This is a genomic window from Flagellimonas sp. 2504JD4-2 (assembly GCF_053642935.1).
This window is the reverse complement of record NZ_JBSIOV010000005.1, coordinates 220,171-235,744: the sequence shown is the minus strand read 5'-3', so window position 1 is coordinate 235,744 and position 15,574 is coordinate 220,171. Positions and strand designations below refer to the sequence as shown.

Annotated in this window: 14 protein-coding genes; 8 read left to right on the top strand and 6 right to left on the bottom strand. The window is 40.3% G+C overall.

The genetic code is table 11. From position 1 onward, the window contains the following. Positions 1 to 6 precede the first annotated feature (6 nt). Positions 7 to 738 (bottom strand): helix-turn-helix transcriptional regulator, encoded by a 732-nt coding sequence (locus ACULLH_RS18060; protein WP_454090143.1) that lies wholly within the window; start codon positions 736 to 738, stop codon positions 7 to 9. A 213-nt stretch (positions 739 to 951) separates the two neighbouring features. Here ACULLH_RS18060 and ACULLH_RS18055 point away from each other — a divergent pair, with 213 nt between their 5' ends. The 3 genes from ACULLH_RS18055 to ACULLH_RS18045 are packed head-to-tail and all read left to right on the top strand — an operon-like array spanning position 952 to position 4,628. Further along, on the top strand, positions 952 to 2,898 hold the full coding sequence (locus tag ACULLH_RS18055) for a hypothetical protein (protein WP_454090142.1): 1,947 nt from the start codon (positions 952 to 954) through the stop codon (positions 2,896 to 2,898). 7 nt (positions 2,899 to 2,905) lie between these two features. Then, positions 2,906 to 3,733, top strand: a complete 828-nt coding sequence (locus tag ACULLH_RS18050; RefSeq protein WP_454090141.1) for a DUF2490 domain-containing protein — start codon at positions 2,906 to 2,908, stop codon at positions 3,731 to 3,733. Positions 3,734 to 3,770: 37 nt separating this feature from the next. After that, positions 3,771 to 4,628 (top strand): MORN repeat-containing protein, encoded by an 858-nt coding sequence (locus ACULLH_RS18045; RefSeq protein WP_454090140.1) that lies wholly within the window; start codon positions 3,771 to 3,773, stop codon positions 4,626 to 4,628. 209 nt (positions 4,629 to 4,837) lie between these two features. On the opposite strand, the gene ACULLH_RS18040 is transcribed toward ACULLH_RS18045, so the two are convergent. The 5 genes from ACULLH_RS18040 to ACULLH_RS18020 form a co-directional block, all read right to left on the bottom strand. Then, positions 4,838 to 6,322 (bottom strand): cellulose synthase family protein, encoded by a 1,485-nt coding sequence (locus tag ACULLH_RS18040; protein ID WP_454090139.1) that lies wholly within the window; start codon positions 6,320 to 6,322, stop codon positions 4,838 to 4,840. A gap of 1 nt (position 6,323) precedes the next feature. Beyond that, positions 6,324 to 7,013, bottom strand: a complete 690-nt coding sequence (locus ACULLH_RS18035) for a glycosyltransferase family 2 protein (protein ID WP_454090138.1) — start codon at positions 7,011 to 7,013, stop codon at positions 6,324 to 6,326. Then, positions 7,014 to 7,490: a toxin-antitoxin system YwqK family antitoxin gene (locus ACULLH_RS18030; RefSeq protein ID WP_454090137.1), complete on the bottom strand. Its 477-nt coding sequence runs from the start codon at positions 7,488 to 7,490 to the stop codon at positions 7,014 to 7,016. It lies immediately after the preceding gene. A 1-nt stretch (position 7,491) separates the two neighbouring features. Beyond that, positions 7,492 to 9,096 (bottom strand): 4Fe-4S binding protein, encoded by a 1,605-nt coding sequence (locus tag ACULLH_RS18025; protein WP_454090136.1) that lies wholly within the window; start codon positions 9,094 to 9,096, stop codon positions 7,492 to 7,494. Positions 9,097 to 9,179: 83 nt separating this feature from the next. Then, positions 9,180 to 10,529, bottom strand: a complete 1,350-nt coding sequence (locus tag ACULLH_RS18020; RefSeq protein WP_454090135.1) for an NAD(P)/FAD-dependent oxidoreductase — start codon at positions 10,527 to 10,529, stop codon at positions 9,180 to 9,182. 238 nt (positions 10,530 to 10,767) lie between these two features. On the opposite strand from ACULLH_RS18020, the gene ACULLH_RS18015 reads away from it, so the two are divergent. The 5 genes from ACULLH_RS18015 (at position 10,768) to ACULLH_RS17995 (ending at position 15,529) form a co-directional block, all read left to right on the top strand. Continuing rightward, a complete protein-coding gene (locus tag ACULLH_RS18015; protein ID WP_454090134.1) occupies positions 10,768 to 11,490 on the top strand; it encodes a DUF547 domain-containing protein in 723 nt (240 codons plus the stop codon). An 18-nt stretch (positions 11,491 to 11,508) separates the two neighbouring features. Then, positions 11,509 to 12,375, top strand: coding sequence for a hypothetical protein (locus tag ACULLH_RS18010; RefSeq protein WP_454090133.1), 867 nt, complete (start codon positions 11,509 to 11,511; stop codon positions 12,373 to 12,375). Between the two features lie 46 nt (positions 12,376 to 12,421). Then, positions 12,422 to 13,423 carry a glycoside hydrolase family 113 gene (locus ACULLH_RS18005; RefSeq protein ID WP_454090132.1) on the top strand — a complete coding sequence of 334 codons (1,002 nt, stop codon included), beginning with the start codon at positions 12,422 to 12,424 and terminating at the stop codon, positions 13,421 to 13,423. Positions 13,424 to 13,442: 19 nt separating this feature from the next. After that, positions 13,443 to 14,186 carry a hypothetical protein gene (locus ACULLH_RS18000; RefSeq protein WP_454090131.1) on the top strand — a complete coding sequence of 248 codons (744 nt, stop codon included), beginning with the start codon at positions 13,443 to 13,445 and terminating at the stop codon, positions 14,184 to 14,186. Between the two features lie 83 nt (positions 14,187 to 14,269). Next, positions 14,270 to 15,529: an outer membrane protein assembly factor gene (locus ACULLH_RS17995; protein ID WP_454090130.1), complete on the top strand. Its 1,260-nt coding sequence runs from the start codon at positions 14,270 to 14,272 to the stop codon at positions 15,527 to 15,529. Positions 15,530 to 15,574 lie beyond the last annotated feature (45 nt).

Here is a 15,574-nt window from a genome sequence, read left to right as displayed (position 1 = left end):
GGTGTGTCAGGGGTGTTTTGTATCATTCGAATGTGAAGAACCTTGATTGTATTGGTCATAGGACTTGTAATACTCTTCCAAAGTCATATTATGGGATTCGAATTGCTCGTAGGTGTTTGTTATTTTTTGAATTAAGTCAATTCGGAACATTCGAAATGCCTTTCTGAACCTGCAATAGGCGATAAGCAACCATTTTTCCTCCGTACTGTACAAGGCAAATGGCTCAATATCCCTGTTTGTGAATTTCTGGTCGAGCGATAGGTAATCAATATTCAAAACTTGAAAATTGGTCAATGCAGATTGAATGCGCATGAGATAATTACTGGTCCTTTGGTTCAAATAATTATCGGTAAAATAGATACGATCTTTAAGTAAACTGGCCTTATCTTTTTGGGAACCTTTTAGAAGCGCTTTTATTTTCAAAATGGCTTCGGAATAATGTTGCACAAAGGAGGCATCCTTATTTTTTATGATCAATTGTTCGGCGGTAATCAGCGCATTTGCTTCATCTTCGGTAAACATTACCGGTGGTAACTGATAGCCCTCCATCATGGAATAGCCTTTACCTTCTTCGGTGACAATGGGAACCCCTGATTTTTCCAAGGTTCGAATATCCCGATATATGGTCCGGATACTTACATTGTGTTTTTCGGCAAGGGTTTTTGCGGTTACAATCCTTGAAGATTGTAGTTGGGTTAAAATGGCTGTAAGCCGTGAAAGTCTAGGTTTTTCTTCCATCTAATAATAATCAATGATTCAGTTGAACAAAACCGAATCCACCAGCATAAATGTAGCCATTTTGACTCTTGAAAATGAAAAATTGGTGGGAGGGGGTCATCGATTTGTAGCTGGATTTTATTCTAAAGGCATGATTTTGAGACGTTTTTTAAACAAAATGCATAACTTTTTCAAAAACCAAGATCCAATACGGGAACAAATACGTAAACATATATGTTTAAAATGGGGGATATCAAATCGTATTTAAAATTGTTTTTGTTGGTGCCAATGGTGTTGTCCCAAGTGATGCTCGCCCAGGTACAACAAGAATTTGAGGGGCCTTTAAAAGTCGGAAGATTTGAAGGACAGGCCGAGTATACCTATGTTTTAAAGGATACTGATACCGTTCTGGACGGCAATTTTACCATGCACCGCTCCAATTTAAATGCACTGCTTAAAAACACCGACGATTTCTTTTCGTTCAAAGGAAGTTTTGCCAATGGATATCCCGAAGGAAAGTGGGATTTTCAGTTTGGGGAATTTCAATCCGGCAGCGGGACCGAAGTAGTCGGGTACCAATATCGAATAAAGGTCACGGGCACGCAACACGAAGCCCATGGAAGCATTAGCCAAGGAAAACCTAATGGCGTATGGACATACGTTGTCAAAGAAATTGAAGATTCCGAGGTAAAAAGAACCTTGTTCGCCAGTACGTTGGAATTTGAAAAAGGCATTCCACAGAAGAGTTTCAGGATAGAAAACGAGCATAACAGCATGGTCGGACGATTTCTAAGGAACGGTTTGGCCCATGATGTCTGGACACTTTACTCCGATGAGGACCCCAACACCTCCGAAAGCTGGTACTTCGATGAAGGATTTCTTCATAAAATGGAGTATAGCTCCGCTGATGGGAGTATGATTTCAAGAAATTTTGATGCCCCATCAGGACAAACAAAAATCATCGGTTTGGATGAACGTTTTGTCAAGTTGATAAAAATAAAGCAGCAAGAACCAGACACCTCCGGTGTTAAAGGCGGAATAGAGCAGCTGCTTGCCGATAACCTGGAGCATTATAGGGAGTTGGATGATTTTTTATCTGCTCTAGGTGAATCTGAATTCACTCCGGCTTTTAAGGTCAAGGTGGCACACTTTCCGGTGGATTCTACTGAAAACAGTCAATTACAGGCTATTCGTGAGCGATATACCGATGCGCAAAAAACAAGTCAATCCCTTCTCGAAAACACGCAGCTGAACATTTTAAGACGTTCCGATGAAGAGGCTGAGTTTCTATACAAGGTCGTTTCAGAAATTTCCAAATCGTTTTTAAATCCTGTTGGCAAAATAATCGATTATCAAAGTCAAGATATCCTTGAATTCGTTTCACGTGATCAATTGTTCCACAATCTTTGGTCTGAGGGAATTCCGTCCAAAACCATTTTGATCAAGAGCGAGGAAAATGACGAGGAATATGTTGGGCCTAAGGCGGATGATTTCGACTTTTCTGGAAATACCATTGCCACTTTGCATCAACTTACAGAGTATGCAGCCTTAAGCATTGAAGACATCTCTGGAAAATTGAACGAGAAATTGCTTCAGGAAAGCAAACAGCAAGAGTTTGTCGCCCTTGAAGAGCGAATGATAGCCCATTCCAACCATATCGGTCAAATAATGGATTCCGTCAACCAAGGTTTGTCCAAAGCAGAAAGAGCTGCCCTGAAAAGTATTCAGGATTTGGTGGATGCCCAATTGGAGGAATATGCTACAATGAAGGATGAAAGTGCCAAAATCGATTTTGGGAACAAGGTAATAGCGTGTTTAAAACAGTTGGATGGACTTACCAAAGCTATATCGCAGCAACCTGAACGATGGAGCACCCTTGTGGAGAAATACAAGGATGATATATGGAACCCGTTTATGGCCACAATAATGAATGAGGAGGTGAAGAAACGGATAACCAATGCGTATAGCAACGTTCTAATGCCCTATCTGCTCGATGAGGTCAAGTCAAACCTGAGTTGCGAAAATGCGGAACAACTCAAATTATTATTTGATGGTTCGTATGAGCGAATGCTACAGATGCGTGAAGAGGACACGTCCAAACTGGAGCGAAAACTCAAAAGAGCGCAAGATCCTAAAATAGTCTTGCAATTGTTCAACCTGAATGCTTCGGAAAACAAGTAGACCTGTAATGAAACCAGCCCTTTACAAGTACGCGCATATCTCAGTTCTACTTATCTTGCTCGGTATGTTACCGCAAGCGTCCAAGGGACAAGAGATCTTACCTTCCGAGTCGGAATTTAAGGATGCCAAGACCAAGGTATGGTTCAATACCTATGGCAATATTCGAATCTCTAAGCGATTGTTTTGGGATGCACAGACCCATTTTCGTTTCGAAGAAACGGAGGACACCCCTTTTATTGGACAAATAGGACAGATTTATAACAGACATGCCATAGGGTACATTTATTCCAAGAAAACGAATTTCAGTCTTGGAGGTGTGGTTCGTATAAATTTTAATACTGATGAATCCTCGACGGCACGCAATGTTGTCCCCGAATGGCGTATTTGGCACCAATACCAATTTGCACAGCCGCTTTATAGTGCAATGATTTATCATCGTATCCGGATAGAACATCGATGGACCCAAGGTTTTGAGGAGAACAGTGAATATATTTTTAGGAATCGTTGGCGCTATATGTTCCGTGCGAAGGTTCCTTTGAACAATTACAAGCTTGAACCCAGCACACTTTATGTTTCACCTGAGGCCGAATTGATCATGCAAAGCGGCAAGGCCGTCGTGGGAAGTGTAATGGAGGACCTGCGATTGACCACAACGCTGGGTTATATTCTAACGCCCCGTTTGACAGTTGCAGCCGGTCTGATGTACTCCCAGGGACAAACTTTTGACAACCCTGGAATATTTAAGCAAAACTGGACAATGCGGTTCCACGTGTACTTCTCTCCCGACATTCGAAAAGTAAAAAATAAGCTTCCAGCGATCCATTTTGATGATTGATACGTACATCTAACTGTAACCGTGCTCAGTAATCATCATGGGAAATATAAAAATCACCTATCTACTCAGTCTTTTTTTGGCATTGACTATGGGAATTGCCATCACCTTATTGTTCAAAACCAAAGGTTTGCAGAAGGACCTTGAAGAAGAAAGAGCAATACACAAAGGGTATTCAGAACAAACAGCACTACATGAGCAATTATTGAATATCGATTCCCTTTTGGTTGATGGAGATTATCAGCAAGCGTTACAGGCCTATTATCAATATAGTGCGGAGCTAGGCGAAAATGGAAGCACCCAGCTTGGACTTCGCATTGCAGTTGCAAAGAAAATGAATGATATGCGCCGTCAAATAGTGACCGATTCATTTCAAAAGGTTGAAGAAACCATAGATACGAGTCAAGTTCAAACTGTTGCTACTCCTAAGGAAATCAAGCAATACGATTCATTAAGCTTTGCTTTGGAAAAGGCCAAAGTTCAGTTGTCCAGAATGCGCAGCCTTGTTAAGCAAAAATCGTTTGGGGAATATCTTACTTTTACCAGCAGCAAGGGAAGTCAAGTACATTATGTTGGCCAAGTTAAAAATGGCAAGGCCCAAGGCCATGGGGTGGCCATTTTGAGCACTGGAAGTCGTTATGAAGGCGAATGGAAAAATAACCTTCGTCACGGAAACGGGAATTTTTACTGGGCAGATGGACAATTCTATGAAGGCGAATACAACAATGACAGACGTCACGGAATAGGAACGTACCACTGGTCGAATGGTGAAAAGTTTGTAGGCTTATGGGAAAATGACCAACGCACTGGCGAAGGTACTTTTTACGGAAAAGATGGCAAGGTTGTAGCTAGTGGTATTTGGGAAGACGATAAATTGATCGCAGCCAACAAACCATAATCACTTTTTGTGTTTATTCAATACCGAATTGTGTTCCCATTTTCTTAAAGGGAGCCGTATCACTTACATACTACTTATAAGATTTAAGACTTTCTAAGGGCATTGGATTGTCATCAAGACATTTGCCTTAGTGGTACGAAAAGTACTATCTACTGCCATAAAAAGCAGCAAATAACATTGCATTATTTAATGTTGGATTGATGTAAGCTTTACGCTTTTGCGGTCAAGGACTTAAAGAACACAAATCCGAAGCCTAGGAACAACATCAAATGAAACGGGAACAGTCCAAAATCGTTCAAAGGAATCGCACTGTACATGCCAAATAGGAAATAGACCATCAAAGCGAATTCTATGACCATATTTGGCGATAGTTTTTTGGCCAAGTATTTATTGCCTTTCCAACTATCGGTAAGGTTGTTGATGTTGAATTTAGGTGTTCTGACAAATTCACTGCGTTTACCCATATGTCCTTCCAAAACAGCAATTGAGTTGTGCAATGAGAATCCAAGAGCTACGGAGAAAAAGGTAAAGAACAGTTTGATATAGTCCACAAAATTATCAAAGCTACTGCCCTGAATACTCTTATACGTGAACCAGTAACAGATAAAAAGAATAATCGTACTAATGATAAAGAAGCTGGTCACTTGAAAAACCCATCCTAAATGCCCATAGGTATTTTTGATGTAGAGCATTGGAATACTCAACAAAGCCACAACGAAGACGCATAGGAACATGGAACTGTTCAATAAGTGCATTACTCCATGGAATTTGGTCTTAAAAGGTATGTTTTTGGCCGTGATAACGCTCCAAACCGTTTTTCTGAAGTTTTCAGCACCTCCTTTGTTCCAACGGAACTGTTGCGATCTAGCGGCACTAATAACTACTGGAAGTTCAGCAGGGGTTTCAACGTCTTCCAAATATTTAAACTTCCAATTTTTTAGCTGAGCACGGTAACTTAGATCTAAATCTTCGGTAAGGGTGTCTCCTTCCCAGTTACCCGCGTCAAGGATACAATCTTTTCTCCAAATTCCGGCCGTACCGTTAAAGTTGATAAAGTGACCTTTGGAGTTTCTGCCCACTTGTTCTAATGTGAAGTGTGCATCAAGTGCAAAAGCCTGGATTCGTGTTAATGTGGAATAATCTCGGTTAATATGGCCCCAGCGTGTCTGGACTACACCAATTTCTTCATCCTTAAAATAAGGAACCGTCTTTTTTAACCAGTCACTTTCGGGAAGAAAATCTGCATCGAAAATGGCGATAAAATCACCTTTGGCGATTTCAAGACCTTCTTTTAAAGCTCCAGCTTTGAAACCTTGTCGATTTTCTCTTCTAATATGGGTAATGTCTAAACCGGTTTCTTGAAGATCTTTTATTCTCTCAGCGGTGTCGATGACGGTATCATCGGTGGAATCATCCAAAACCTGAATCTCCAACTTACTTTTAGGGTATTCTATTTTAGCAATGTTGTCCAGAAGACGCTCCATTACATATTCCTCATTATAAATGGGAAGTTGGATTGTGACAAACGGAATCTCCTTGGGATCCAATAGGTTGAATTTTGGGGCTTCTTCGTTTCGTCTCTTGTTGCCCAAATAATTCACCAAAAGGTTCAGTTGAGCAAGGCTATAGAAGAAAATCAAAATCAAGGCCGTACTATAAATAGCGATAATTAAAATAGCAATAGTTAGTCCCATATTATTTTAAACTGTATTTAAATATCCACCCCAGGATTTTTATGCCTGCAAATATAGTACCTTTTACGGTACCTGATACTTTTGAAACACCAATTCTACGTTTATAACGCACTGGTACTTCGATATATGACATTTTTCTTCGCAAGATCTTCAACTGCATTTCCACGGTCCAACCATAGGTTTTGTCCTGCATTTCCAATGCGATGAGCTTATCATACTTTATGGCTCTGAAAGGCCCTAAATCAGTGAATTTCGCCCTAAATAACAACCGCATTAAAAAGGTGGCCAATTGATTTCCAAAAACCTGTTGTGGGGTCATGGAACCAGGTTCGCGAAGTGATTTTTTTCGCGCACCGACCACAAAATCAATGTCCTTTTCCAGTATCGGAGCTACCACATTATCCAGTTCTTCAGGATAATCGGAATAATCTCCGTCAATAAATACGATAATGTCGGGTTGTTTGGATTGTTTGGCGATGTAATCCATTCCTTTTAGGCATGCGAACCCGTATCCCCGTTGATTTTCAGTAAGCACGGTAGCACCTGCTTTTTGTGCATTTTCCAACGTGTCATCTGTAGACCCGTTATTAACGACGATAACTTCGGAAACGGATTTTGGCAGCTCCGAAACAACCTTGCCTATTGAATCTCCTTCGTTTACCGCGGGAATGATGACTTTGATTTCTGCCATTTATTTAAGATCGGACAATTTGTTCTCTTGTTTGAAACTTCTGAAGTCGTACCACTCCTTTATTTTTTTACCCTGGGCATATTTTTCTGCGGAAGTCAATTTTTCATCTCTATATTTTAGGCAATATCCGTTTTTTATCCCTCGTTGAAGCTGGCATTTATGATTTATTTTTCCTTTTTCATCATAGAATAGCCACCACATGTCCATTTTTCCTCCTTTATAATGTCCTTCCATTGCTAACTTTCCATCGGTATCGTAAAAATACCAATAGCCAACCCGTACATCGTGTTTGAAATGGCCTTTTTCCTTAATGCTTCCGTTGGAATGATAGAATTTCCAGAAGTCCTCCTTAGATTCTTCTTTTTTCCAACCTTCTGACTTCAGCATACCATTGGAATGGTATTCCCGATGGTATTCCTTTTTTAAAAAAACAAGGGAGCCTATGGTAAACAAACCCACCAAAAAAAGTCGTAACATCTTACTTTTGGTTCACAAGGTCCATTAGATCAACATCATTGCCCAACAATACTTGATTGCTGTCGATCCTACCTTCTAGCGGACCATTCTCCAACTTTAGAACACCTCTTGGGCAAACCGCTGAGCAAATACCACAACCCACACAGCTAGAACGTACTATATTTTCTCCTTTTTGCGCGTAGGCACGCACATCGATTCCCATTTCACAATAGGTGGAACAGTTACCGCATGAAATACATTGGCCACCGTTGGTAGTAATTCTAAATCTAGAGAACAAGCGCTGTTGAAAGCCCATCATGGCCGCCATTGGACAACCAAAACGGCACCATACCCTATTACCGAAAATTGGGTAGAAACCTGTTCCGATAACACCTGAAAAGATGCTTCCTATTAAAAATGAATACGACTTACGCAGTGTTTCCGACTTGAACAAAAAGATATTGCCGTCACCACTAAAGAAATGCATTCCGATAAGTACCATGATTATTACAAAGTAACCAATGGCCCCGTACTGCGCATCTTTCTGCAATTGTTGGCGTTTAAATAACATCACCCAACCGAAAATAACGGTCAATAACACGGTTACACCGATAAGAAAAGAACTTTTCGTCAACCAATATTTACTGGTATCATGGCCTAAATAGGAATAAATCACGGCAGTTGTCATCAATACCACAAAAACAACAACACTATGTACCACCCAACGCTCAACATTCCATGCTTTTACGGTTTTGTCGCTCAAATGTCTGAAAGAATCTCCTGCGGTTTCGGCAAGTCCCCCGCAACCACATACCCAAGAGCAATACCATCTTTTTCCATATTTATAGGTAAGAATAGGTGTGATGACAAAAACGGAAAGGATTCCAAAAATCAACAATGCCAAACCAATGTCTCCTGAGCTTAAAAAACTTTTTATTCGATATCCTTCGAAATTATAATAATTCAAAGGCCATACATTTTTAAGGTCGTAGTAGGGAAGACTCCCACCGTTCAGGATTTTGTCCCCATTCAAACGTGCCATTAATTCTGGAATGATGAATGCAAAAGCCGTTTGAAAGAACATCACGCTCATGGTACGGATCCGTTCGTAACGGTTATGACGGTATTTCCACATGAACTTGATGCCGAACGCCAAGATGGCCACGGTATACAATGTTCCATAAACGAACCATTGGCTTGCCGGATTTCCGCTCAAAGCTTTGCTTAGCGGGTCGAATAGGGCAATTACACCTTTATTTTCCCCTCCTTTGACCAATCCAAGATATTCAGGATAGAAATAAAGTATGATATAGAATCCGGTCAATGCAATTCCTGCTATCCATCCCCAAAACCCTTTGCTGGAAATGGATTTGAACCAAACCCCATCATTCTTGATTCCTGGTAACTTTTGGGAATACGCATCCCAAGAAAACCAGACTGTTCCCAAGGTTATTGCCGACAATGAAATGGAAAGCCATAAGGTCTTGTTAGGGAAACTAACATTGAATGCAGCCAATAAAATGATTGCAAGGCCGAACATTCCCACAAGAGTGGCGATCTTTTGGTTTCGACTTAATATTTTGGGAGGTTGCCCGGTAAGGGCCATACTTTTATCGTAAGTGCTCATATTTTTAAGTTGAAAGTGAAAAGTTGAAAGTTGAAAGTGGTTGGTTCTAATTTATATTGCCAACAACTAACGACTATCAACCATCAACTATATTGGAATATTCGTTTTAAACTTTTCTTTTTGGTTTTGATGGATTTACCAAAATCTGAATTGTACTTGGCGACGATATCGCCCTCATAGTTTTTATAAAACTCAGGGTCGAAGTTGGCATCAGCAAGGTGCTCCATTACATGGTTGATATCCCTTTCCTCAGTAAGCCACCGATCAAAGACTTCATGGCGCATCCGAATACCGAAGGTGTTCAAGCCCAAAAATTGATTGGTGTCTTTATGGAACGCAACGGTAATGCAGATTTTTTCTTCTGGATGTCGCCAATGGAAATGTGACTCGTATTCTTTTTTCCCCCTATTGGCAAATACCCAACCATAGGTTTGGTATTCGATATCCAAAAATTTAGCCGAATTGAACCAGTGCCCTGGCTTGTATTCGATTCGGTTGCCACAAATGGTCTGGGCAACGGTTTCTCCCATCATACGCCCTGTATACCAAACAGCTTCAATAGGACGTCTGTTTCCAATGGCTTCATGCTGTTCGGCGCAATCCCCGATAGCATAAACATCCTTTATATTGGTTTCGAGGAACCTGTTGACTTTTACACCTCGTCCCAATTCAATTCCAGAATCTTTTAGGAAATCGACATTGGGTGAGACTCCTGCGGTCAATCCGACCACATCGCAAGGGAGTTCTTCCCCTGTTTCGGCGATGATAATGGATTTCACCCGTCCGTTTTCATCGGCCACAATCTCTTTGAGATTGGTTCCTAACCGAAGATCTATATGGTGCTCCAAAATATGCTCATTGATCATGGCGGATTCGCCATCTGGAAGAACACCGTTCCAAAAACTTTCTTCCCTAACCAAAAAAGTGACGGGAATATCACGGCTTCTCAACATTTCAGCCAACTCGATGCCGATTAATCCACCACCGACTATCACAGCTCGTTTGCATACATCCTTATTAGGTGCGTTTACCTCAAGTAAGTCGAGATCCTGTTTTGAATACAATCCTTGGACACCATGAAGGTCTTGACCCGGCCATCCAAACTTATTGGGCTTGGAACCTGTTGCTATAATTAATTTGTCATATTGAATTGCTCTAGAACCGTCGACCTGCAGTTGTTTACTTTGGGTATCGACATCCGTTACATACCCCCGGACCAACTCGATTCGATTTTTGTCCCAAAACCAGTTTTCGTAGGGTTGGATGTGCTCAAATTTCATATGCCCCATATACACATACATGAGGGCGGTTCTTGAAAAGAAGTAATCTGTCTCTGCAGAGACCACAATAATTCTTTTATCTGATAATTTTCGAATATGGCGGGCTGCTGAAATTCCAGCTATTCCATTTCCGATGATTACAATATTCTCCATGGGATTCAATTGGTTGTTGGCTAATGTGTCGTTCTTAAATATATGAACTTAACTCTATCAAATAATTTAGAAAGAATTTAAATTCTGTGGTTGATGTAAGGTTTTAAGGGGTTATTCGTACGGGTAACCAGTTGATTTATAAAATCTTAAATTAATCATAAAAAAGGGAAGATTGATGTATGGACTTGGAATTAGGGTCGACAGATGCATCAGTTTTAATCGGCTAAAAATTTTTAAAATGAATATTAAAAAAACACTGACCGCACTTGCACTGGTAATTTTTGTTGGCCAAGGATGGGCCCAAGATACCTCCAGTTTTTTTACCAAAGCTGATGCCTTTTTTAGCACCTATGTGAAAAATGGAAGGGTAGCGTATAATAAGATTAAAGCAAACCCTGACGAGCTGAATGAGTTGGTCGAATTGGCCAAATCCATCCAAGTTTCAAAAGGGAATACGAAAACATATCAAGCATTTTGGATCAATGGATATAATATCTCTGTTATTAAGGGAATAGTAGAGAACTACCCGTTAAAATCCCCACTTGATGTTTCCGGCTTTTTTGACAAAACCAAACACAATATCGGTGGAAAGGAGATTACCCTTAACGATATTGAGAACAAACTATTACGAGGGAATTTCTCCAAAGAAGCAAGGTTCCATTTTGTTTTGGTCTGTGCAGGCCTTGGATGCCCTCCAATTATAAATAAGGCCTATTTGCCAGATACATTGGATGCACAATTACAAAAACAAACCGTATTGGCGCTAAACGACCCAAATTTTGTCAGACTAAAAGGAAAGAGAGTGAATCTCTCCCAGATCTTCGAATGGTATAAGGGAGATTTTACGCAAGGTGGTAAGAGCCTTGTTAATTATGTGAACTTATATCGAAAGGAAAAATTGGACACAAAGGCCAAGGTTGGATACTACCCCTATGATTGGACCTTAAACGAAATCAAATAAAATATTAATACAACTAACATGAAACAATTGAGAAGCCACATTATTGCGGCAGCATTTTTAATGTCTTCTTTGGCAGTATTTGCCCAAGATGACCAAACGGGAAGTAATATTCAGAACTTAACCCCATCAAAACTGATCGGAAAAGGGCAGTGGGATATTAAACTATTTAATAACCTTTACACCCAAGATGATAGTACTTTTGAAAGTGAAGTAGGTTTAAGACAAAACTTTTTCACATCCACTTTAGAAGTTTTTACAGGGGTATCTGATTCTAGAAGAGTAAACTTAGGAGTTATTGCGGAGTACCGAGCCAACGGTAGGGAATTTCGTTTGGATAATGGAGCAATATCAGATATTCAAAATACTTCGGGCTTAACGTCAATAGCACCTTCGATAAAATTTGTTCCTTTTCCGAATGTAGGTAATTTTTCTATCCTAAGTTCATTTTCCATTCCCTTGATTAGCGATGAGGTGGATGAAGATACCGGTGTTTTTTTAGATCAAAAGGGATTTACTTGGCAGAACCGATTTTTTTATGACTATACCTTTCCAGGAAAGAAATGGCAGCTATTCACTGAGTTGAACACGGAATTGAATTTTGGAGATAAGGCGGAAAGTTTTGCCAATAACAGCCTTAATATTGTGCCAGGGGTGTTCTTGAGTTACTTCCCCAGCTCTAAATTTACCGTTCTTGTATTGGCCCAACATAATCAACGATTGGATTTGGGCAATGATTTTACCCAAAATTTCACCGCTCTTGGTGGTGGTGCAAAATATCAGTTGACCAAAGAATTGAATATTGAAGCATTGTACACCAATTTTGTAAGAGGAGAGAATACAGGTCTTGGACAAACATTTAACATAGGATTACGAGCCGTGCTATAGCCTAGATCATATAAAACAGTATTTTAGGAGTCTTAATTTTTTATCTATGAAAAGATTAGGGCTCTTTTTTTTGTGCTTACTCCAGTTTTCGTGCAGCAGTCAACAGGCCGAAAAAATTAATGGGGTAAGCTTTGTAGGTTCAAGAGAGAAAGTAGTGCAAAAACACGTGGACCCTGTGGTAAAGGTGCAGGCAAACTATGCTGCCGTAATGCCTTTTGGATTTGCGCGTGATTTGAATTCACCCAATGTAATTTTTGATACGGAAAGACAGTGGTATGGCGAAACCAGGAGTGGTGCGAAACAGTACATTCAATTACTGCAAAGAAATGGGGTGAAAATAATGGTGAAGCCCCAAATTTGGATTTGGAGAGGAGAATTTACGGGAGATATGACCATGAACTCCGAAGAAGATTGGAAAACACTGGAAGATACCTACAGTGATTTTGCGCTGACATATGCAAAACTGGCCGAGGAAACCAAATCGGAGATTTATTGTATAGGAACCGAGTTGGAGGAATTTGTTAAGAATCGACCCGACTTTTGGATGAACCTCATTGATGACATAAAAAAGATTTACTCTGGAAAATTAACCTACGCAGCCAATTGGGATGAATATACAAGAACCCCCTTTTGGGATAAATTGGATTTTATTGGAGTAGATGGGTATTTCCCGCTTTCGGAAAAACGACACCCTACATTGGAAGACTTGAAATCTGGATGGCAACCTTGGAAGACCAAATTGAAAGATCTGTCTGAAAAACATGATAAACCAATTCTTTTCACGGAATTCGGTTATCGGAGCATGGACTACACTGCTAAAAAACCGTGGTTGGTAGACCGCAATGAAATGGATGTAAATCTTGCCGGACAAGCCACTGCGACCCAGGCAGTTTTTGATGAATTTTGGAATGAAAATTGGTTTGCAGGCGGTTTTGTTTGGAAATGGTTTATCCATCACGACAGATCAGGCGGTGCAGCGGATAATAGGTTTACACCACAAAACAAACCGGCCGAAAATGTAATTCGTGACTTTTATGGCGACTATTAGGTAAAGATTTACCGAATAGATGGTCAGTAGAGGTGTTATTTCCTGTTTTCTAGCGTGTTTTTTACTAGTTGCGTCCTGTAGTTCTGATAAGGAAGAGTCCTTTTCAGGTACAACCTTGGCAAGCGCCTTGGAAGGACGGGAGACCGTGCTTAGCAACGTAATTGCCTGTGCCGCGAGCAATGAAGACCCCAGTGTTGTCAGCGTGTTTTTATACCCACGGGAAAACGTTTCGGACATCAACTTCTATGAAACGGAATCTGCGGATGTGGATGAAAATGATTTTTCAAACTATACCAAAGGCAGCTCTGGACTAATTGATGTTTTTAATGGTTATCTGTTGAAATACGAAATTTCACCTGCCCAGGAAAAATGGGTGATAGTGAGCTTTGAAGAAGATGGAAAGGTACACCTTTCGAACCCGATTCGATTAAAACAGAACGCAAAACCAACAGAATATTTACCCCAGAATGTCACCGTGGATGATATGGGCACTATGCCCGTGTTTTCTTGGCTAGATGGTACTTTTGACGATTCGGTAATTTACTTTCAGGTCGTGTCTGATGTCAACGATGATCTGTTGTCCGGGACGTACACTTTGGATCCTATGTTCCAATATTATGAATTGGATAATGTTGTGCTCAACATAACGCGAGAAATCCCTCCTTTGCTTGAAATAGGTGGAACCTACAATTTTTCTTTACTGGCAGTTAGTGAGGACAACTGGGTAAATCTCTTTGCTGAGGTAAATTTCACTTTAAAATAATACGACAATGTCCAATATTTTGGTTCTGTGATACTCTTTATAATGTATTGGTCTATATTTAAAGCAAAAAATTGAAAGCCACCATGAAAAAGTGTTTGTCCGTGTTGCTTCTGCTAATGGCAGTGCATGGGTACACCCAAAACACGGTGGCGGATGTAAAGGTCCAGGGGAACAAAAGAACCAAAACAGCTTTCATTAAAAAAATTGCGAGGCTTAAGTCAGGAATGGAATTGGATTCGTCCCTGATTGCTGAGGATATTTATAGGTTAAAGCGATTACCCTCGGTGTCCCATGCCTACTTTCAAGTTTTCCCAGCAAACGAAGAAGGAAGCTACAATGTGTTTTATGGAATCGAGGAAAACTTCACCCTCATCCCCTTTGCCAGTGTTTATACCTCCAACAACGATGAATTTGCTTTTCGCATCGGATTGCAGGAATTCAACCTCGTGGGCAACAACATCACTTTGGGAGGGTTCTACCAAAAGGACATTTTTGATTCATATGGGGCGCATCTAAGGGCACCATATCTATTTAGCAATAAATGGGGACTGGCCTTTAGTTATCAGGATTTGACTACCCAAGAACCGGTTTTTTTGGAGAACGGTACGGCGGACTATCGATATAACAATGAATCCATCGAAGTGTTGGCCTTGTATGAACTGAATTTTAAAAACCGTTTTCAATTTGGACTGAATTTTTTCACCGAGGACTACCGTTACCTTTTCGGAAGTACCGACCCCAATGTTCCGCAAGCGTTGAATGTGAACAAATATCTGTACAAGCTGCTCTATAATTACGATGCCATCGAGTATTACTATCAGTATTTATCTGGATTTAGGAGCAACCTTAATTTCCAATATGTTCACAGTACAAACCAGCAACTTCCCGATTTTGTAATTGGGTTCAACGACTTTAGCTATTTCGCGAGGGTTGGTGAAAGAGGAAATTGGGCCAATAGGCTTCGCTTGGGACTTTCCAGTAATATGGACACCCCTTTTGCACCTTTTGCTGTTGATAATAATCTGAATATTCGTGGCGTTGGAAATACCATTGACAGAGGTACGGCTGCGATTATATTGAATACGGAATACAGACATACCATTATCGATAAGGATTGGTTTGTATTGCAGAGCAATATTTTTATTGATGGAGGAACTTGGCGAAACCCTGGAGGGGATTTCAGCGATTTTGGTGACAGTCAAAATCTTAGAATCTATCCTGGAATTGGAATTCGATTCATACATAAGAAGATTTTTAATGCAATTTTTAGGATAGATTATGGCCATGGAATTACTGAAGATGCTACCAAAGGAATTGTCTTTGGAATTGGTCAATATTTCTAAATTTTATGTATTTCGTCGATGATTTGTGCATTTCATCGATTTTTT